This window comes from Neptuniibacter marinus (assembly GCF_001597725.1).
GTDB lineage: Bacteria > Pseudomonadota > Gammaproteobacteria > Pseudomonadales > Balneatricaceae > Neptuniibacter > Neptuniibacter marinus.
The window spans coordinates 22,211-43,084 of record NZ_LUTR01000010.1 but is presented as its reverse complement, the minus strand read 5'-3'; the positions used below and the strand labels follow the sequence as shown (position 1 = coordinate 43,084).

Genomic DNA, 20,874 nt, shown 5'->3' with positions numbered 1-20,874 from the left:
AACACTAGGAGAAAGAAGATGTCCTGTTTAAATACAGCTCATACTAGAGGTGAGACTCTTTCATCAATGGTTGGGGTCGGGCTGCGCCACCCTCATTATAAGGAAGCGCTGCTTGGGTCATCTTCCATTGATTTTGTCGAGGTGCATGCCGAGAACTTCTTTGCTGAAGGTGGGATTGTACCTGCGATTTTAGATGATATCGCGCAGCAATATCCCATTAGCTTACATTCAACCTCCATGGGGCTAGGCTCGGCTGTAGGTATAAACAGAGATTATCTGCAGCGTTTAAAGCGCTTATCACAGAAAGTTACCCCGATATTGATCTCTGATCATGCCTGCTTCACTTGGAGTAACCTTAATGGAAATGCTGTACATGCGGGAGATCTTCTGCCTCTAGAGTTTAGCCAGCAAAACCTGCAAGTTATGACTGAAAATGTAGATAAAGTTCAGCAAGTGTTAGGGCGTAAAATTCTAGTTGAAAACTTATCTTCTTATGTTGAATTTCGGTTTTCAAATATGAGCGAAACAGAGTTTTTAACTGAACTTGTAAATCGCACAGGATGTGGATTGCTGGTGGATCTGAATAACTTAATTGTGAACGCGCATAATTTTAGTGATGAGAGTTCACTCCAAACTGCGTCACAGTGGTTGCAGCAATTACCTACTGGTGCAGTGGGAGAGATTCATTTAGCAGGTTATACACCGGTTGCTGAGAATGAACTGATTATTGATGATCATAGTCAGCCTGTTTCTGATGAGTGCTGGTCGCTATACCGCACGGCACTAAAGCAGTTTGGGGCGGTAACAACGTTGATTGAATGGGATAATAACTTGCCAAGTTGGCCTGTTTTATTAGATCAGGCGACCAAGGCGCGCTCTATTATGAGTGGGATAACCATTATGAAAAACGTACCGATGAGTGAAGAGGGCTTTTTAAATGCAATCTGAACTCGATATTTTATGTCGCCGCCAAGAAGCTTTAATAGCCCTAATCTTTTCCGAACAATCAATGCTCGAAAATAAAGAAGAGGATCAGATGAGCAAAGGCTTAAAAATCTACCAGAACAACTTATTGATGACCGCAGTTCGAGCCTTATCATTAAAATACCCCGTAATTGATAAAATGATTGGGCGTGAGGCATTAAGCGGTTTAACGCGGAAATTACTGCATATAGAGCTTCCAGCTTCAGGTGATTGGGCTGATTGGGGTGAGCAGCTTTCATCACTAATTATGACAACTGAATTGTATGATCAGCACCCTTATTTAGCAGAAATTGCATCATTTGAGTGGTTCTTACATGAAACCGCTCGAGGCGTAGGGACCGAACTCAATGTTAATTCACTGGCTCGCTTATCCGAGCAGAATTTGAAGAGTGTATTTATTCAACTATCCAAAACGTTGAAGGTTCTGAGTTTTCACTATCCAGTGGATGAAATTTGGATGTTGCATCAATTAGATGAAAACCAAATTGACACTAATGAATTAGCCGTGCTTTTAAAGGAACCTATAGAACTGCATCGTATTGTTATTTATCAGCGCGAAGCTGTGCCTTGCGTAGAGCGATTAACCGAACAAGAACAGGCTTGGTTAATAGACGTGTTGGCAGGTTTGAGTTTAGACCAGTTATTGGAAAAATATGTAACCTTTGATCTATCAGGTTGGTTAAGTGTTGCAATTGAAGAACAGTGGTTAGAAGGTTTACGTTGAAACAGATCTCGTCCGTTTCCATTGTGAATTTGATTTTTTAAAAGATTTTAAGAGTGATTATTATCATGAGTAAATTTTATCAAGGCTATCTTACAAAGGTAGATAAGATTGTTACCGCCCATAGCTGGGTTGCTCTATTAGCAAGATTATATATAGCAAAGATTTTCTTTTTAGCTGGGCTTACAAAGGTACAAGATTGGGATACAACGTTGTTTCTCTTTGAAGAGGAGTACCAAGTGCCGTTGATACCATTTGAACTTGCCGCTTATTTAGGCACGGTTGGTGAACTAGTTTTACCTGTGCTGTTGGTATTAGGCTTTTTTACACGGTTTACGGCGTTAGGCTTGTTTATTGTCAACTATGTGGCTGTCATTAGTTTGGTCGAAATAGCACCTGCAGCACTATATCTTCACTATATATGGGGTATTTTACTGGTTCAGCTTATTGTTTATGGTGCCGGTGTGGCGAGTATCGATGGATTTATGTTACGTGTTGCTGAAGTGAAGCAAAGAAAGGTACTTTCATACAGTACATAGGAAATAATTAAGGCGACATAGATATAGGGTAAGTTGTTAAATAATACGAATAAGTTTGGGTTTTTCGTGAATAAACTTAAATGCAATGCCTTGTCGAGTGTTTCTTAAGTGCGTTATAGCTACCTGCTCTGCAATAGAATATAATGGCGCGCCGCAGCGTACTTGGTTTGTATGATATGCGAGTTTAACCATTATTCTATGTGGCCTTCCGTATGGGTCACCACTGAAACTAAGGAAATAACATGCCTGTAATTACCCTACCTGACGGTAGCAAACGTGAGTTTGCTAATCCGGTTACTGTTTTCGAAGTTGCTGCTGATATTGGTGCAGGTTTAGCGAAAGCTGCCCTTGCTGGTAAAGTGAATGGTCAGCCAGTTGATACTTCTTTTACCATTGCAGATGATGCAGACCTCGCGATTATAACTTCCCGTGATGAAGAAGGTTTAGAAGTGATTCGTCACTCTTGCGCGCATCTGATGGCAATGGCAGTTCAAGCACTTTTTCCAGGTGTTCAGGTAACCATCGGGCCTGTTATTGAAGATGGTTTCTATTACGACTTTGCTTACGAACGCCCGTTTACGCCAGAAGATCTAGAAAAGATCGAAAAGAAAATGGCTGAACTAACAAAGCAGAATCTACCGGTTACCCGTTCAATTATGAGTCGTGATGAAGCGACTAAAATGTTTGATGAGATGGGTGAGAAGTACAAAGTAGAGCTGCTACAGGCTGTTCCGGATGCTGAAGATCTTTCATTCTACTCTCAAGGTGATTTTATTGATCTTTGTCGTGGCCCACACGTGCCATCTACGGGTCATATTAAAGCATTCAAATTGATGAAGGTTGCCGGTGCATACTGGCGTGGCGACTCTAATAATGAAATGCTACAGCGCATTTACGGTACTGCTTGGGGTGATAAAAAAGCACTTAAAGCGTACTTGCACCGCTTAGAAGAAGCTGAAAAACGTGATCACCGTAAGCTGGGTAAACAGCTTAATATGTTCCATCTGCAAGAAGAAGCACCGGGCATGGTGTTTTGGCATCCAAATGGTTGGACGCTTTATCAGCAGATCGAACAGTACATGCGTACTAAGCAGCGCCAGCATGGTTATAACGAGATTAAAACACCACAAGTGGTTGAACGCTCCTTGTGGGAGAAATCAGGTCACTGGGATAAGTTCTCAGAAGAGATGTTTACAACACACTCTGAAAACCACGATTTTGCAATTAAGCCAATGAACTGCCCTTGTCATGTTCAAGTGTTTAACCAAGGGTTGCGCTCGTACCGAGATCTGCCTTTACGTTTGGCTGAGTTTGGCTGTTGTCACCGTAATGAGCCATCAGGTGCCTTACACGGTATTATGCGTGTGCGCGGCTTTGTGCAAGATGATGCGCATATTTTTTGTGCTGAAGACTCGATTCAAGAAGAAGTTGCACGCTTTATCGAATTTCTTGATGAAGTATATGATGATTTTGGTTTTACCGAAGTTATATACAAACTGTCTACACGCCCAGAACAGCGTGTAGGTTCAGATGAAGTTTGGGATAAAGCCGAGAAGGCTCTGGCGGATGCATTAGATGCTGCTGGCCTTGAATGGGGTGAACTTCCAGGCGAAGGCGCCTTTTATGGCCCTAAAATTGAATTTTCTTTGAAAGATTGTCTTGGTCGTGTTTGGCAGTGTGGTACTATTCAAGTAGATTTCTCAATGCCCGGTCGTTTAGGTGCTCAATTTGTAAATGAGCAGGGCGAACGTGAGACTCCAGTCATGCTCCATCGAGCAATTTTGGGCTCTTTTGAAAGATTTATTGGTATTCTGATCGAGAACTTTGCCGGTGCATTACCGACATGGTTATCGCCTGTACAGGCTGTTGTGATGAATATTACGGACAAACAAGCAGAATATTGTGAAAAAGTTGTCCAAAATCTTGAAAATAACGGATTCAGGGCCGAGTCGGACTTGAGAAATGAGAAGATCGGCTTTAAAATTCGCGAGCGTACTTTACAGAAGGTTCCTTACCTTCTTGTAATAGGCGATAAAGAAGTTGAGGCAGGTACCGTTGCGGTACGTACGAGAACAGGTGTAGACCTTGGTTCCATGTCTCAAGATGAATTTATAAACCTTCTTGGTAGCGATGTCGCCAAGAAAGGTCGTCAGGAATAATTAGACTAAATAATGGTCAGGAGATACAGCTATCAGGCGTGATAATAAAAGGGGCGCTCGCAGAGAGGAGCCCATGATCAATGAGAACCTGCTTAAAGTAACTAAAGAATGCAGGTTGATTGGTCCAGACGGAACGCAGATAGGCGTCGTACCGATTAAAGACGCTATTGAGGCATCTCAAGAAGCGGGTCTTGATCTGGTGAAGATTTCTGAAGCGGATCCTATCGTCTGTAAGGTGATGGATTATGGCAAACATTTATATGAGCTGAAAAAGCAAAAAAATGAAGCCAAGAAGAAACAGCACCAGGTTCAGATTAAAGAAGTAAAATTCCGTCCAAATACGGAAGAGGGTGATTATCAGGTAAAACTACGCAACCTGATACGTTTCCTTGAAGCAGGAGATAAAGCCAAGATAACACTACGTTATCGTGGCCGTGAGATGGCTCATCAGGAACTGGGCATGCAGTTGCTCCAACGAATCGAAAAAGATTTGGAAGAGACAACCGTAGTTGAACAGCGTCCTAAGATGGAAGGCCGTCAATTGGTCATGGTCTTAGCTCCGAAGAAGAAAAAGTAACTCGTTACTTACCTTAACCCGTGACTAACTCGTTAAAAAGTTAGCTGCGGGTTTTGTCGTTTGTTCTGAGTGAAAAAAAATTAACGAATGCGTGGAGATTTTAGTAATGCCTAAAATGAAATCTAATAGTGGTGCGGCTAAGCGTTTTAAGAAAACCGCTAACGGCTTCAAGCACAAGCAATCCTTCACTAGTCATATTCTGACTAAAAAATCGACTAAGCGTAAGCGTCAGCTACGCCCGATGATGCAGATTCATGCTGCTGATAAGGCTCTAGTTCGTCGTATGTTGCCTTATATTTAAACGATTTTTTTAGTTAATAGAATTTAGAAAGGAAGGAAAGTTATGGCTCGCGTTAAACGTGGTGTTGTTGCCCGTCGTCGTCACAAAAAAATCCTGAAAAAAGCAAAAGGTTATTACGGTGCTCGTAGCCGTGTATTCCGCGTTGCTAAACAGGCTGTTATTAAAGCTGGTCAGTATGCATACCGTGACCGTCGCCAGAGAAAACGTCAATTCCGCGCATTGTGGATTGCACGTATCAACGCTGGTGCACGTATCAATGGTTTGTCTTACAGCCGTTTCATTGCTGGTCTGAAAAAGGCTAACATTGAAATCGACCGTAAGGTTCTAGCTGATCTAGCTGTTCACGAAGCTGGCGCATTTGCTGCGATCGTTGAGAAAGCGAAAGCTTCTCTAGCGTAAGTAAGCACCCAGTGTCGTGTGAACGACTCGATTGAAATAGGGGAAGGGTGCAAGCTCTTCCCCTATTTTTTCGGTTTTTTTGCACAGATTTATTGATGAAATTTGCGCAAAGAAACTGATTTTATGTAGGGACCTACTTTTCTCATATAGATAAAGGTTATGGTCTTTTTCTCCTGATTATTGGAGCCGGATAATGGAAAACATTCAAAGCCTGTTGGCAGCAGGTACTGAAGCTGTTGCTAAGGCAACGACTACGCAAGCGTTGGACGATGTACGAGTTCAGTACTTGGGTAAAAAAGGTGAGCTGACAGCCCTGCTAAAAGGGTTGGGTAAGCTGTCTGCTGAAGAGCGTCCACAGGCGGGTGCCAAAATCAATGAAGCTAAACAGGCACTGCAAGATAAGATTAACGAGCGTAAAGCCTCGTTAGAATCTGCGGCATTGGAAGCTAAACTGGCAGACGAGACAATTGATGTTACTTTGCCCGGTCGTGGTCAGGAACTTGGTGGTTTACACCCTGTAACTAAAACAATGGAACGTATAGAAGCGTTCTTTGCTGGCATTGGTTACAGCGTTGAAGAGGGGCCTGAGATTGAAGATGATTATCACAATTTCGAAGCTCTAAATATACCGTCGCACCATCCTGCGCGGGCGATGCATGATACGTTCTATTTTAATGCCAATACCTTATTGCGTACACATACTTCAGGTGTGCAAGTACGTACTATGGAAACACAGCAGCCACCTCTACGTATTATCTGTCCCGGCCGAGTTTATCGCTGTGATTACGACCAAACTCATTCACCGATGTTCCATCAGGTTGAAGGTTTGATTGTAGATAAAAATATTAGTTTTGCTGATTTGAAAGGCACGTTAGAGCAGTTCCTTCGTGAGTTTTTTGAAGAAGATGTACGTGTACGTTTCCGTCCATCTTATTTCCCATTTACAGAACCATCTATCGAAGTTGATATTGATCGTGGTGATGGCAAATGGTTGGAAGTTCTTGGTTGCGGCATGGTGCATCCAAAAGTATTTGAAGCATCGGGTATCGACCCTGAAGAGTACACTGGCTTTGCTTTCGGCATGGGTGTGGAACGTTTGGCAATGCTACGTTATGGCGTAAATGACCTGCGCTTGTTCTTTGAAAACGACCTGCGTTTCTTAGGTCAGTTTAACTGATCAATAAACGTTTAGTGGTTATTAACAGGATTTTCGGGAAAGCAAAATGAAATTCAGTGAAAAGTGGTTACGTGAACTGGTAAACCCTGCAATTGATACGCAGGGTCTTGTTGATCAGGTCACAATGGCAGGTCTTGAAGTAGACGAAGTAGAAGCGGCAGCTAAAGATTTTAGTGGTGTTGTTGTCGGTGAGATTCTAACAGCTGAACAGCATCCTAATGCTGATAAATTACAGGTTTGTACTGTATCAAGTGGTAGCGAAGAGTTCCAAGTTGTATGTGGTGCACCTAATGCACGTGCAGGCTTAAAAACAGCCTTTGCGACAGTGGGGGCTGTACTCCCAACGCCTGATGGTAAAACTTTTAAGATTAAGAAGGCTAAGCTACGCCAAGTTGAATCTTTCGGTATGTTATGTGCGGATGATGAACTAGGTATTTCTGAAGACCATGGCGGCATTATGGAGCTACCGGCTGAAGCACCTATAGGTGCCTGTATCCGTGATTACTTAGGTCTTGATGATAATATTATTGATGTTGACCTTACGCCTAACCGAGGAGACTGTTTAAGTATTACCGGCCTTGCTCGTGAAGTGGGTGTACTTAATAAAGCACCGGTTACCTTTATAGACGCACCTGAGGTTGCTGCAACCATTGATGACCAATTTACGGTTGGTTTAAAAGACAGTGCTGATTGCCCGCGTTATGTTAGCCGTGTGATTCGTAATATTAATCCACAGGCCGAAACGCCATTGTGGATGAAACAGAAGCTTGAGCGTTCTGGTGTGCGTAGTATCGACCCAGTCGTTGATGTCACTAACTTCATTCTTTTGGAATTAGGTCAGCCGATGCATGCCTTTGACTTAGATAAGTTAGAAGGCGGCATCGTTGTTCGTCGTGCAGAGCAGGGTGAAAAGCTTGTACTGCTTGATGGGCAAGAGGTTGAGCTTAATACTGATACGCTGACTATCTCTGATGCTAAAGGGCCTGTTGCTATGGCCGGCATTATGGGTGGTGAACCGACTAGCGTAACCGCCGATACTAAAAATATTTTCCTAGAAAGCGCCTTCTTTAATCCGATTACTATTGCGGGTCGTGCGCGTTCTTATGGTCTGCATACAGATTCATCTCACCGTTTTGAGCGTGGGGTAGATTGGCAGCTACAAACTAAAGCGATGAATCGCGCAACGGCATTATTGCTCGAGATTGTGGGTGGCGAAACAGGTCCCGTTATTGAAACTGTTGACCAAGATGAGTTGCCATCGGCTCGTCAAGTTACTCTGCGTCAAAGCAAAGTGAACAGTATGTTAGCGTTTGAGATGCCTGCTGCTGAAATTGAAGAGATTTTGACACGCTTAGGTTTAGGTGTTGAGAAGACTTCCACAGAAGGCGAATGGAGCGTATCTGTACCCTCTTATCGTTTTGATATCGCTATCGAAGTTGATCTTATTGAAGAGTTGGCCCGTGTTTATGGTTATAACAATCTACCTGTACGCACACCAATGGCGTCTATGCCGATCAAAGCGAATGATGAAACCATTGTAACGATTCACAATGTGCGCCGTGCTCTGACCGCCTTAGGTTATCAAGAAGCGATTACTTACAGCTTTATTGAAGCGGGTTTGCAGAAAAAGTTTGATGATCAATACGAAGCGATTGCGTTAGCTAACCCAATTTCCGCTGAGATGGCTGTAATGCGTACAAGTATTTGGCCCGGTCTTGTTAAAGCCGTTCAATACAACCAGAACCGTCAACAAAACCGTGTACGCATGTTTGAAAGCGGACAGCGCTTTTTACCTACGGACGGCGATGAGATTATTCAAGAAAACGTGATAGCGGGTGTGATCACCGGCCCTCGTGACCCTGAAGGCTGGAACGCAGGTAAAGACGCTGTTGATTTCTTCGATATTAAAGGTGACTTGGAGAGCTTGCTAGCTCTTGGTGGTGCTGCGGATGAATTCAGTTTTGTTGCTGACCGTCATATCGCTTTGCATCCTGGGCAGACCGCACGTATCGAGCGTAACGGTAACGCGATTGGCTTTATCGGTGCTTTACATCCTAACTTGATTAAAGAGCTGGGTTTGAATGGCACTGTATATCTGTTTGAGCTTAACCAAGCTGCATTATGCCAAGGTAAATTACCTCGTTATGATGAGATTTCTAAATTTCCAGAGTCGCGTCGTGACTTAGCATTGATTGTGGATGAGTCTGTAGCATTTGAATCAATTCGTCAGATTACAGAGAAACATGCAGGCGAATTTATTAAAGAAGTCACTCTTTTCGATGTTTATCAGGGCCAAGGTATTGAATCAGGACGAAAAAGTCTTGCTGTGGGCTTGACGTGGCAGCATCCTTCGCGCACTCTTAATGACGAAGAAATAAACAGCGCAATTGACGCAGTTGTTTCAGCACTAGCTTCTAAGTTGAGTGCCACATTGCGAGAGTAAGCAGCGAAAGGTGATTTATCATGAGTTCGTTAACAAAAGCTGAAATGGCTGAACGCCTAAATGAAGAGCTTGGGTTAAATAAACGCGAAGCCAAAGAGATGGTGGAGTCGTTTTTTGATGAAATCCGTGCATGTCTGGCTGATAACGAGCAGGTGAAACTGTCCGGCTTTGGTAACTTTGATCTGCGCGATAAGCGTCAAAGACCGGGCCGCAATCCCAAAACGGGGGAAGAGGTACCTATAGCGGCTCGCCGCGTAGTGACTTTCCGACCTGGTCAAAAATTGAAGGATCGTGTCGAAACTTATGCTGGAGACGGAGCAGAGTAACGACCCTAACCCTATTCCGGGTAAGCGTTATTTTACTATTGGTGAAGTGGCTAAACTTTGTGATCTCAAAGCGCATGTACTGCGTTATTGGGAGAAAGAGTTTAGCCAAATATCGCCTGTAAAACGTAATAATCGTCGTTATTATCAACGGCAGGATGTTCTGCTAATTCGCCAAATTAAAAGCTTATTACACGATCAAGGTTATACCTTGAGCGGGGCTAAGCAGTATTTATCTGGCGAGAATAACGAAGATGATCAAAATCAATATAAACAGTTGCTTCGGCAAACAATTACCGAACTGGAAGCAATTCTAGCTTCGTCTAAACGGAACTAGTTATACGTCTTTAGTTCTATATATTTGGATCTATTAAAACAACTGTTTTACATACATAGTTTCAATACCCTCCCTCTTTGGCACTGTTTCTTTCTTAGACTATTGGTTTAGATATCGCTGTTCAGTTACTATTATGTAACAAAAATAATAACGGCGAGATATGGATATGGCTATTGTTAGAGTCGGGTTAGGTCACGCGACTGATGCAGCAACTGCTGCGAACCAAGCAATGGAGAAAACACCTAAACCAGATCTAGTAATCTGTTTTATTAGTTTCTCATTAGACATTCATCAAGCTTACGCAGATGTAAGATCAATCGTAGGTGAAAATACCCCAATTATTGGCGGTAGTGCTTGGGGAGAGTTTTCCAGTTTAATGGATGAGCCCCAAACAGGTACGGTTGTTATTCTGACCCTGCAAAGTTCCTACTTCAGCGTTGGTTTAGGCATAGGTGAAAACTTAACCGCTCAGCCAGAACAGGCGGCTAAAGACGCTATTCGTAATGCCTACTCTAACTTATTATCAAACCCTGCTGTTATGTCCCTTATGGCGATTGCGCTAGACAGTAAAGGGGCAAATGAAGTCTCTCGTATTAAGCCTTGTATTAACATGGTGTTACCGGATGGTACATCGGCACAAGAGGAAGCGTTTTTACGTAGCCTTATTCTTGAAACTGGAACTGTATCGCAAATTATCGGGGGGTCGACCGCTACCGATTTCTCTGACAGTAAAAGCTATCAGATCTGTAATGGGATTTATCAAGATGCTGCCGCCATTGCTAGTTTTAGTAGCGGGTTAAAAATTGGTACAGCGATGGGGCATCCTTACACACCTGCCAGTAAAGGTGCTGTAGTTACAAAGTCTTCTGGTCGTAGAGTGATAAGCCTCAATGGTAAACCAGCAAAAGAGGTGCTTGAAAAGTTGCTAGAAAGTGACGACCTAACGCCTGAACTTTTTATACAAAACCCCTTTGGGATTAAATCTTCCGATGTGTTTGCAGAATACACAATCAAAAGTGCGCAACAGGTACATGAAGATGGTAGCGTCAGCTTTTATGCGGAGATCCCTAAAGGCGCTTTTCTTCGGGAGATGAAAACCGATGCGGAAATCGCCAAGCAACGTTTTAAAGAAACCTTGGAAAAAGCGATTATTGATGCGGGCAGCCCTAAAAAAATCGCTGCTGTAATCGTCTTTAACTGTATCCTGCGCCACGAACTTAAATGCCGTCTAAAAGTCGATGACCTCAGTTTGCTGCAAGAGGTCTGCGGAGAAGAGGTGCCTTTAATTGGATTTAATACATTTGGCGAGCAGGGCTCAACACAAGGTGGCTCCATTGGTCACTATAATCAAACCGCTACTGTAATGGTGATAGCGGAAGAGGTTATTACACAATAAATTCTTAAAAATTCTTCACAGATTCAGGCGGTTAAGTTAATATACCGCCCTCTTGAAGAGCGCTCGCTCTCAAGTTCTTAGTCGGGATGTAGCGCAGCTTGGTAGCGCACTTGCATGGGGTGCAAGGGGTCGGAGGTTCAAATCCTCTCATCCCGACCAATAAAATCAATAAGTTCTGATTGTTTTCGGTCTCTCTTCTTTCTAGTTTAGATGGAAGCTCGATTCTCGTTGCTATTTACAACTTACTAGCCGTATTAATAGAGGCTGCTTTTCAGTTCACATTTCTTTATCTGAAGTTACGAAGTTGATCTAGTGTATGTGTTAATTGATCGTACTTTTCCTTTAAGTTATCTCTTTCTTCTATATGTTAGTCGAAGCATTAAGTCTCTTGGTTTTTAGTTCAGTTATACCCTGCGATAACGCCGAGTAAGAGGGATTGATCTTATGAACGCTGATGAGGAATACGTCATGAGATTAATCAAACTGAAAGAAGTAATGAGCAATACCAGATTGGGGCGCTCCACTATCCATAAGTATGTGGCAGAAGGAGAGTTCCCTAAACCTGTATCATTGGGCGAGCCTGCAGTTGCTTGGATAGTGAGTGAAGTGGATGATTGGGTTTTGGGAAAGATTGAGCAAAGGGGTGTCTGTTGATGTTCGAGCGCATATGATGTGATACATACATACACGGAGTTGACTGATGAGTTATTACATAATTTCGTGCAGTTAGATAAAGTATCTCTGCCTAAGGAGTTTTGGTTTATAAAGCGCTAACTACGATATAATGCGCTTGGTCTCTTCAAGGTTCGATAGTGGATATTTTGATTCATATTTCAACAAGGACAATTACATGACAAGCACCCAACAACGCGCCGAACTTCAACGCCAAATATGGGCAATTGCCAACGATGTGCGCGGTTCAGTGGATGGCTGGGATTTTAAGCAATATGTACTGGGTACGCTGTTCTACCGTTTTATCAGTGAAAACTTTGTCAACTACATCACAGGCGGAGATGAGAGCGTTAATTATGCTGCCATGTCTGACGATGACGAAAACATCGGTTTTGCCAAAGAAGATGCCATTAAAACCAAAGGCTATTTTCTTTACCCTAGCCAGTTGTTCAGCAATGTGGCGGCCAATGCGCACAAGAATGAAAATTTAAATACTGATTTGGCCGCTATTTTTGCTGCAATCGAAAACTCAGCCAATGGCTATGATTCAGAAAAAGATATCAAAGGCTTATTTGCGGATTTTGATACCACCAGTAATCGCTTAGGTAATACGGTAGAGGCAAAAAACAAACGGCTAGCAGCTGTGTTAAAAGGCGTGGCAGGTTTAACCTTCGGTAATTTTGAAGATAACCAAATCGACTTATTTGGTGATGCTTACGAGTTCCTTATCTCTAACTACGCGGCTAATGCGGGTAAATCCGGTGGCGAATTTTTCACCCCTCAGCACGTTTCAAAATTGATCGCGCAGCTGGCCATGCACGGTCAAACCAGTGTGAATAAAATCTATGACCCTGCGGCGGGTTCGGGCTCGTTGCTCTTACAAGCTAAAAAGCACTTTGATGCGCATATCATTGAAGATGGTTTTTTTGGTCAAGAGCTCAACCACACCACCTACAACTTGGCGCGTATGAACATGTTTTTGCACAACATTAACTACGACAAGTTCAATATTCAGTTGGGTGATACCTTAACCGAACCGCACTTTTTAGATGACAAACCCTTTGATGCCATTGTCTCAAACCCGCCTTATTCGGTGAAATGGATGGGTAGCGACGATCCAACCCTAATCAACGACGACCGCTTTGCGCCCGCTGGCGTACTTGCGCCTAAATCAAAAGCCGACTTTGCTTTTGTATTACATGCGCTCAGTTACCTATCAAGCAAAGGCCGTGCAGCCATTGTTTGCTTTCCGGGTATTTTTTACCGTGGCGGTGCTGAGCAAAAAATTCGCCAGTACTTGGTTGATAACAACTATGTTGAAACCGTGATTTCACTGGCACCTAACCTGTTCTTTGGCACCACCATTGCGGTGAATATCTTAGTGCTGTCTAAACACAAAACCGACACCACCACCCAGTTTATTGACGCCAGTGGCCTGTTTAAAAAAGAAACCAATAACAACACCCTAAGCAATGAGCACATTGAGCAGATCATCAAGGTGTTTGCCAGCAAAGAGAACGTGGATCACTTTGCCAAATCCGTTGATTTGGATGTTATCGCAGCCAATAGCTATAACCTATCGGTGAGCAGTTATGTGGAAGCCAAAGACAACCGCGAGCTAGTGGACATTACAGAGCTTAATGCCGAGCTTAAAACCACTGTTGCTAAAATTGATGCACTTCGCAGTGATATTGATGCCATCGTTTTAGAAATAGAAGGGGCGGAGATTGAAGGTGAGGAGCATGAGGCATGAGTCATTTGAACTATATGGAGAAACTGTTAGATGGAGTTGAGGTAGAGTGGAAAGTGCTCGCTGAGCTAGGCGAGTTAGTCCGTGGAAATGGCTTACCCAAAACCGATTTTACGGACACGGGTGTGCCAGCCATTCATTACGGACAGATTTACACTCACTATGGGCTTTCTACCGAGACAACCCTATCTTTCGTTTCGCCTGAAACAGCCAAAAAACTAAAAAAGGTGGACACCGGTGATGTTGTAATAACGAATACAAGCGAAAATCTTGATGACGTGGGAAAGGCTTTAGTATATTTGGGTGAGCAGCAAGCCGTTACCGGTGGTCACGCAACCATCTTTAAGCCCAGCAAGCTTATAATCGGCAAATACTTTGCGTATTTCACGCAAACATCTACTTTTTTTTCCGCGAAGAGAAAACTTGCAAAAGGAACTAAAGTTATTGATGTTTCTGCGACCGATATGGCAAAGATTCAAATCCCCATCCCATGCCCAAATAACCCAGAAAAATCGCTGGCAATACAAGCTGAAATAGTGCGTATTCTGGACGCATTTACCGCCATGACCGCCGAGCTGACCGCCGAGCTTAACATGCGGAAAAAACAATACAACTACTACCGCGACCAGTTGCTCTCGTTCCCATGCTCCAGCGTGGGAACGCAAGGTGACGTTGAGTGGAGGGCTTTGAGTGAAATGGCCGAGTATTCAAAGGCTCGTATTAGTTACACAGAACTAGATGACAGCAATTACGTTGGTGTTGAAAGCTTACTTCAGAATCGAGCTGGTAAGATAGACTCCACTCGAACCCCAGATTGTGGAAATCTTACACAATACAATCCTGATGATATCTTAATAGGGAATATACGTCCCTATTTGAAGAAGATATGGTATGCAGATCGAGTTGGCGGCACGAATGGTGATGTTCTTGTGGTTCACCCTACTGATACAGCTATAAATCCACGATATTTGTATCAAGTTTTAGCTGATGACAAGTTTTTTGAATACAACATGCAACATGCAAAAGGCGCAAAAATGCCACGAGGAAATAAGCCAAAAATCATGGAGTATTTGGTTCCTATTCCATTTGCTAGCAATAGAGAGAAATCTCTTTCGGAACAAGAACGCATCGTTACTATTCTCGACAAATTTGACACTCTAACGAGCTCCATTACCGAAGGTCTGCCCCGCGAAATAGAACTCCGCCAAAAGCAATACGAATATTACCGAGATTTGCTGCTGAGCTTCCCTAAACCTCATTCAGATGAGGCGGCTTAATGGCCTACCAACCACCTTTTACCATCACCACCGAGATTCTCAATTTGGTGGCACAAATCAGCCAGCAGGTGGGTGAGTTAAACGCCAGCCAGCTCAATACCTCGCCGCAACTGCGCAAACAAAACCGCATTAAAACCATTACGGGTACGCTGGCGATTGAGGGTAATAGCTTAACCGAAGAGCAAATTACCGCCATTGTTGAAGGTAAGCCCGTGCTGGGTAGCGTGCGCGAGCTGGCCGAGGTAAAAGGCGCGATTGCCGCTTATGATGCACTGCCTGCATTCACACCCAGCGAGATTTCCGATTTACTCACGGCTCACGGTTTAATGCTGTCAGATATTCTTGTGAATGCCGGTGAGTTTCGCAGTAAAGGCGTGGGTATCCATAAAGCTGGTGTAGTGCACCATGTTGCGCCGCCTGCGCATCAGGTATCCGGTTTAATGGCTGATTTAATCCAATGGCTTAAGCAAACAAAAGATCACCCATTGATCGCCAGTTGTGTATTTCATTATGAATTTGAGTTTATTCACCCCTTTGCCGATGGTAACGGCCGAATGGGGCGGTTATGGCAAACGCTGATTTTGTCCAAGTGGCATCCGTTGTTTTTATCTTTGCCACTAGAAAGTGTGATTAAAGACCATCAGCAAGCCTATTATCACGCCCTTGAGCAGGCCGATAACCAAGCGGATAGCACGCCGTTTATTCATTTTATGTTGTCGGTTATTCAGCAAACGCTAGCACAAAACGTCTCTGTAAATGCCCCTCTAAGAGAAGGTAAAAACGCCCCTGTAAATACCCTTATCAATGTAACGGGCCTTAAAACGCCTGAGGCTATTTTAGCCTTGCTTACTAGCACGCCCGAGCTAACCCGACAACAACTCGCTGATACCTTGAATAAAGACGTTAGAACCATTGGTCGCGCCATTAGCAAACTACAAAAAGAAGGCAGGTTAACTCGGGTAGGTTCAGATAAAACCGGCCATTGGCAAGTCATTGAATAATGCGATGCAGTGGCTGGTTCCATTTTGGAAAACACCACGGCTAACAAAAAAGGATGTAAACGAATGACAACGTATAAAACGGTGGCAGAATCTAATAACTTTATTGTGTTAGATAAATACGTCAAAAATTGGCAAGTCGCAGAAAGCTTTCAAAGCGAAGCAGATTTAGAACGTGAGCTGATTCAAGACCTAAGCAACCAGGGTTATGAGTATTTACCTGCGCTAACGACGCCAGACGCTATGCTGGCGAATGTGCGCAAGCAGCTACAAGCCCTTAATAAGGTCGAGTTTACCGATGCCGAGTGGGCTCGCTTTTGCGAGCAATACTTAAACACCCCAAGCGATAATATTCTTGATAAAACTCGCAAGGTGCACAGTGACTATATCTTCGATTTTGTCTTTGATGATGGCCATATAGAAAACATATACCTGTTCGACAAGAAGACCATTGCTCGTAACAAAGTGCAGGTCATTAAGCAGTTTGAGCAAACGGGAAGTCATGCTAACCGTTATGATGTGACGATTTTGGTCAATGGTTTGCCTTTGGTGCAAATTGAACTGAAAAAGCGTGGTGTGGCTATCCGTGAGGCATTTAATCAAATTCATAGGTACAGCAAAGAGAGCTTTAATGCTGAGAACTCGTTGTACAAGTTCTTGCAGCTGTTTGTGATCTCGAATGGCACCGACACGCGCTATTTTGCCAATACCACTAAGCGCGACAAAAATAGCTTCGACTTTACGATGAACTGGGCGAAGTCAGACAATACGCTGATCAAGGATTTAAAAGACTTTACCGCAACTTTTTTCCAGAAAGAGACGCTGCTTGAAGTGATCTTGCGTTACTCGGTGTTTGACGTCAGCAATACCTTACTTGTAATGCGCCCCTACCAGATTGCGGCCACTGAGCGCATTTTATGGAAGATAAAGAGCGCGTTTAACGCTAAGAACTGGAGCAACACCGAAAGCGGCGGGTACATTTGGCACACCACAGGTTCAGGAAAAACACTCACTAGCTTTAAAGCGGCACGTTTGGCCACCGATTTAGACTGTATAGATAAAGTCTTCTTTGTGGTGGACCGAAAAGACCTCGACTATCAGACGATGAAAGAGTATCAGCGGTTCTCACCTGATAGTGTGAACGGTTCAGACAGTACCGCAGGGCTGAAGAGTAACCTGGATAAAGACGATAACAAGATTGTCGTCACCACTATCCAAAAGCTCAACAACTTAATCAAAAGCGAAAGCGATTTAGCAATATACAACAAGCAAGTCGTGTTTATTTTTGATGAGTGTCATCGAAGCCAGTTCGGTGAAGCGCAGAAAAACCTGAAGAAGAAATTCAAAAAGTACTACCAGTTTGGATTTACCGGTACTCCAATTTTCCCTGAAAACGCCTTGGGTGCTGAAACCACGGGCAGCGTGTTTGGCCAGCAGTTGCACACTTATGTGATAACTGATGCCATTCGTGATGAAAAAGTACTCAAGTTCAAAGTGGACTATAACGATGTTCGTCCGCAATTTAAGAGCATTGAGACTGAGCAGGATGATAAGAAGCTTAGTGCGGCGGAGAACAAGAAAGCGTTCTTACATCCAATGCGCATTGGTGAAATCTCGCAGTATATTCTGAACCATTTTAACCAGAAAACGCATCGAGCCTATTCTGGTGCCAAAGGGTTTAACGCCATGTTTGCGGTCAGTAGTGTTGATGCAGCTAAAGCGTATTATGAAAGCTTTAAGCAGATACAAAATGGCGTCGGCGTTCCCACGCAGGAGCGTGGGAACGAGTATAAAAAGCAGTTGCGTATTGCGACTATCTTCTCATTTGCGGCCAATGAAGAGCAGGACGCCATTGGTGATATTGTAGATGAGAGCTTTGAAGTCAGTGCCATGAACAGCAGCGCAAAAGAGTTTTTGAGCGCCGCGATCACTGATTACAACGCTATGTTTAAATCTAACTATGGCGTGGACAGTAATGGCTTTCAGAACTACTACCGTGACCTTGCCCAGCGCGTGAAGAATCAAGAAATAGACCTGCTTATCGTAGTCGGTATGTTTTTAACGGGCTTTGATGCGCCTACGCTTAACACCTTGTTTGTCGATAAGAATTTGCGCTATCACGGCTTGATGCAGGCGTTTTCTCGAACTAATCGCATTTATGATGCGACGAAGACCTTTGGCAATATTGTTACCTTCCGGGACTTGGAACAGGCAACCATTGATGCCATCACCTTGTTTGGTGACAAAAACACCAAAAACGTGGTGTTGGAGAAGAGCTACAAAGAATACATGGAAGGCTTTAACGATATTGCCACTGGCCAAGCGCGTCGAGGTTTTGTTGATATCGTAAAAGAACTGCAAGAACGCTTTCCAAACCCAGAAAATATTGAAAAAGAACAAGATAAAAAAGAATTTGCAAAGCTGTTTGGTGAATACCTAAAAGTAGAAAATATTTTACAAAACTACGATGAGTTTGCTGGATTAAAAGCACTGCAAAGCTTAGATACCAGTGATGAACAAGCCGTCGAAGAGTTTAAGTCAAAGCACTATCTGGACGATGCTGACATCGAGGCAATGCAAACCATCGATATGCCAAGCGAACGTGCTATCCAAGATTATCGCTCTACTTACAACGATACCCGCGACTGGTTACGACGCGATAAGGAAGGTCAGAACAAAGATAAGTCAACGGTAGACTGGGACGATGTGGTCTTTGAAGTTGATTTGCTTAAATCACAAGAAATAAACCTCGATTACATTCTTGAGCTGATTTTTGATCACAATAAGAAGAACAAGAGCAAAGAGGCCTTGATCGAAGAAGTCCGCCGTTTAATACGCGCTAGTTTAGGTAATAGAGCAAAAGAGGGCTTAGTGGTCGATTTTATCAATCAGACAAACCTTGACGAAATAAATGATAAAGCCAGTATTATTGATGCTTTCTTCACTTTTGCTCAAGCAGAGTTGCAGAGAGAAGCCAAAGAGCTGATTGAGTCAGAAGGTTTAAACGAAGATGCTGCTAAGCGCTATATCGTTTCATCATTAAAGCGCGAATACGCCAGTGAAAACGGCACAGCGCTCAATGAGGCTCTGCCGAAGATGAGCCCATTGAACCCACAATACAAAACGAAAAAGCAGTCTGTATTTCAGAAAATATCGGTTTTTGTTGAGAAATTTAAGGGAGTTGGTGGGACAATTAAGGCTCGGAGTAAGTAATAATCAGGGACGCTTGAAAGCGAAAGTCACATAGGTGATAAATCAGCTGTTATTACTTTGCTTGCAGCTTGAAGTATTGATAGCTCAATCTGTTCCTCCAGTAACTTCCAAGCTTCTTTCATTTCATTGTGGTAGCTATACCGTTGGTAAGTCCGTTTCACCTGATTTTCTTCTAGGTGCTTTAGACACCGTTCTGCGTAAATCATGGGGTGTCCATTTTTCATCAGCAAGGATTAAAGACCTGCTTTATCTGGGGTTTTATTATTACCTGTGTGTAAAAGATGTTTTTATGGAAAGGCTATTATCTCTCTAGAGAAATTAAAATAAACTCCTAGAACGGATGCTAAGAACTTTGCTGCGCTTCCGCTATGAGTTTTTAAGTTATAGCCCTGTAATATGGCCGTTACCTTTGAGAACGGCCATACCTACCAGTTATCTATGAATCTTGTGTCACGTTGAAGCGTTTCAAGTTACTTAGCCTCGATGATGTATCCTGCTTCACAATATAGCGAAGAAAATTAATGAATGATCAGAAACGAAAGATCCCTACAAATATTATCACTGGATTTTTGGGTGTCGGGAAAACCACAGCAATAAATGCAATGTTAGCTAGTAAACCTGAAAGTGAATCCTGGGCTATTTTAGTTAATGAATTTGGTCAGGTCGGGATAGATCAGGAAATGTTGCCTGACAATGATGGCGTTTATGTAAAATGAGGTTGCTGGTGGATGTATGTGTTGTTCTATGGGAGCTTCATTGTCAAAAACGCTCTCAGTGCTCATTGAGCATGCCAGCCCTGACCGTCTAATTATTGAACCTACAGGTCTAGGGCATCCGGAAGGTATTATGGATACCCTTATGAATCGTTCTTTTAAAGATATCCTGGATGTACGGGCGACAGTGTGTTTGCTGGATCCCAGGATCAGCTGAGCATGTCGGATATTGTTCTCATCAATAAATGTGATCTTGCTGCTGAAGAGTTTATAGAAATAGCTGAAACAAGTCTCAACAATATGTTCCCTCCAAAACAACATGTTGGTAGAACGACTCGGGGACTGATTGATCTTAAGCTGCTTGATGTAGTGCGAGAGGGTAAGTTTTGTAATCAATTGCCCGGTTCCCATGGGCATCCTCATCATCACCATAATCATTCCGATCCAGACGTATGGCCAGAACCAAGAACTCCTATCAAAAAAATAGGTAATGGGAGTGGTTTTTACAGTTGTGGTTGGATTTTTCATCGGAGTGATTGCTTCGACTATTGGAAGTTGGAAGAGGTGCTTAATGGTATTCGGGGCATTAATCGAATTAAGGGCGTAATCCGAATTAGTAGTGATTGGGTTTTGTTCAATAGGGTTCAGGACGGATCTGATTTTGATAAGGTCGCTTACCGCCGCGATTCTCGAGTCGAAATTATTAGCCCGTTTGAGCTAGATTGGGAAAAGGTTGAACGTAAAATGTTGGCTTGTTTAATAGATGCGTAGAGAGATCTATTCCCTGTAATAACAGAACAGGAAGTACTCCCTAGGGTAAATTTGATCAGCTGATTGGCTGATTGATAGCCACTATCTGAAATAAAACTGTTATTGGCTTTTTGTGGGCAGCTTT

General features: G+C 43.2%; 21 protein-coding genes and 1 tRNA gene. 21 read left to right on the top strand and 1 reads right to left on the bottom strand.

The genetic code is table 11. From position 1 onward, the window contains the following. Positions 1–18 precede the first annotated feature (18 nt). From bufB to A3774_RS08770, 18 genes are all read left to right on the top strand, one after another. Positions 19–948: an MNIO family bufferin maturase gene (bufB, locus tag A3774_RS08855; protein WP_197468041.1), complete on the top strand. Its 930-nt coding sequence runs from the start codon at positions 19–21 to the stop codon at positions 946–948. Further along, the gene (locus A3774_RS08850) at positions 938–1,708 is read left to right on the top strand and encodes an HvfC/BufC family peptide modification chaperone (RefSeq protein WP_067866323.1); all 771 of its coding nucleotides are present in this window, start codon (positions 938–940) and stop codon (positions 1,706–1,708) included. The genes bufB and A3774_RS08850 overlap by 11 nt, the downstream gene beginning before the upstream one ends. Before the next feature lie 65 nt (positions 1,709–1,773). After that, positions 1,774–2,244, top strand: coding sequence for a DoxX family protein (locus A3774_RS08845; protein WP_067866320.1), 471 nt, complete (start codon positions 1,774–1,776; stop codon positions 2,242–2,244). 242 nt (positions 2,245–2,486) lie between these two features. Then, positions 2,487–4,403 carry a threonine--tRNA ligase gene (gene thrS / locus A3774_RS08840; protein ID WP_067866318.1) on the top strand — a complete coding sequence of 639 codons (1,917 nt, stop codon included), beginning with the start codon at positions 2,487–2,489 and terminating at the stop codon, positions 4,401–4,403. Between the two features lie 73 nt (positions 4,404–4,476). Continuing rightward, positions 4,477–4,980 carry a translation initiation factor IF-3 gene (gene infC, locus A3774_RS08835; protein ID WP_067866316.1) on the top strand — a complete coding sequence of 168 codons (504 nt, stop codon included), beginning with the start codon at positions 4,477–4,479 and terminating at the stop codon, positions 4,978–4,980. 106 nt (positions 4,981–5,086) lie between these two features. Beyond that, positions 5,087–5,281 carry a 50S ribosomal protein L35 gene (gene rpmI, locus A3774_RS08830; RefSeq protein WP_067866314.1) on the top strand — a complete coding sequence of 65 codons (195 nt, stop codon included), beginning with the start codon at positions 5,087–5,089 and terminating at the stop codon, positions 5,279–5,281. Positions 5,282–5,323: 42 nt separating this feature from the next. After that, positions 5,324–5,680, top strand: a complete 357-nt coding sequence (gene rplT, locus A3774_RS08825; protein ID WP_067866312.1) for a 50S ribosomal protein L20 — start codon at positions 5,324–5,326, stop codon at positions 5,678–5,680. Positions 5,681–5,873: 193 nt separating this feature from the next. After that, complete coding sequence (gene pheS / locus A3774_RS08820) at positions 5,874–6,857, top strand: phenylalanine--tRNA ligase subunit alpha (protein ID WP_067866310.1); 984 nt, start codon at positions 5,874–5,876, stop codon at positions 6,855–6,857. Positions 6,858–6,903: 46 nt separating this feature from the next. After that, positions 6,904–9,300, top strand: coding sequence for a phenylalanine--tRNA ligase subunit beta (gene pheT, locus A3774_RS08815; protein ID WP_067866308.1), 2,397 nt, complete (start codon positions 6,904–6,906; stop codon positions 9,298–9,300). A 20-nt stretch (positions 9,301–9,320) separates the two neighbouring features. After that, positions 9,321–9,626, top strand: a complete 306-nt coding sequence (gene ihfA / locus A3774_RS08810; RefSeq protein ID WP_067866305.1) for an integration host factor subunit alpha — start codon at positions 9,321–9,323, stop codon at positions 9,624–9,626. Continuing rightward, complete coding sequence (locus A3774_RS08805; RefSeq protein WP_067866303.1) at positions 9,604–9,960, top strand: MerR family transcriptional regulator; 357 nt, start codon at positions 9,604–9,606, stop codon at positions 9,958–9,960. Before ihfA ends, A3774_RS08805 begins: the two co-directional genes overlap by 23 nt. Before the next feature lie 166 nt (positions 9,961–10,126). Continuing rightward, entirely contained in the window at positions 10,127–11,356 is a 1,230-nt protein-coding gene (locus A3774_RS08800; RefSeq protein ID WP_197468040.1) for an FIST signal transduction protein, read from the top strand. An 82-nt stretch (positions 11,357–11,438) separates the two neighbouring features. Beyond that, positions 11,439–11,515 (top strand) — tRNA-Pro (locus A3774_RS08795). Positions 11,516–11,824: 309 nt separating this feature from the next. Beyond that, a complete protein-coding gene (locus A3774_RS08790) occupies positions 11,825–12,010 on the top strand; it encodes an AlpA family transcriptional regulator (protein WP_067866435.1) in 186 nt (61 codons plus the stop codon). Positions 12,011–12,140: 130 nt separating this feature from the next. Next, positions 12,141–13,781 carry a type I restriction-modification system subunit M gene (locus A3774_RS08785; RefSeq protein ID WP_197468039.1) on the top strand — a complete coding sequence of 547 codons (1,641 nt, stop codon included), beginning with the start codon at positions 12,141–12,143 and terminating at the stop codon, positions 13,779–13,781. After that, positions 13,778–15,055: a restriction endonuclease subunit S gene (locus A3774_RS08780; protein ID WP_067866296.1), complete on the top strand. Its 1,278-nt coding sequence runs from the start codon at positions 13,778–13,780 to the stop codon at positions 15,053–15,055. Before A3774_RS08785 ends, A3774_RS08780 begins: the two co-directional genes overlap by 4 nt. Continuing rightward, positions 15,055–16,056 (top strand): Fic family protein, encoded by a 1,002-nt coding sequence (locus A3774_RS08775; protein WP_067866294.1) that lies wholly within the window; start codon positions 15,055–15,057, stop codon positions 16,054–16,056. Before A3774_RS08780 ends, A3774_RS08775 begins: the two co-directional genes overlap by 1 nt. Positions 16,057–16,119: 63 nt before the next feature. Continuing rightward, positions 16,120–19,266 carry an HsdR family type I site-specific deoxyribonuclease gene (locus tag A3774_RS08770; protein ID WP_067866292.1) on the top strand — a complete coding sequence of 1,049 codons (3,147 nt, stop codon included), beginning with the start codon at positions 16,120–16,122 and terminating at the stop codon, positions 19,264–19,266. Positions 19,267–19,292: 26 nt separating this feature from the next. Here the strand turns inward: A3774_RS08770 and A3774_RS16780 are convergent, their stop codons facing one another. Continuing rightward, positions 19,293–19,472 (bottom strand): hypothetical protein, encoded by a 180-nt coding sequence (locus A3774_RS16780; protein ID WP_067866290.1) that lies wholly within the window; start codon positions 19,470–19,472, stop codon positions 19,293–19,295. A gap of 315 nt (positions 19,473–19,787) precedes the next feature. On the opposite strand from A3774_RS16780, the gene A3774_RS17185 reads away from it, so the two are divergent. The 3 genes from A3774_RS17185 to A3774_RS16515 are packed head-to-tail and all read left to right on the top strand — an operon-like array spanning position 19,788 to position 20,750. Continuing rightward, on the top strand, positions 19,788–19,982 hold the full coding sequence (locus A3774_RS17185) for a GTP-binding protein (RefSeq protein WP_067866289.1): 195 nt from the start codon (positions 19,788–19,790) through the stop codon (positions 19,980–19,982). 40 nt (positions 19,983–20,022) lie between these two features. Continuing rightward, positions 20,023–20,196, top strand: coding sequence for a GTP-binding protein (locus tag A3774_RS17180; RefSeq protein WP_269454616.1), 174 nt, complete (start codon positions 20,023–20,025; stop codon positions 20,194–20,196). A 2-nt stretch (positions 20,197–20,198) separates the two neighbouring features. Then, a complete protein-coding gene (locus tag A3774_RS16515; protein WP_067866284.1) occupies positions 20,199–20,750 on the top strand; it encodes a GTP-binding protein in 552 nt (183 codons plus the stop codon). The last annotated feature ends 124 nt before the right edge of the window (positions 20,751–20,874 follow it).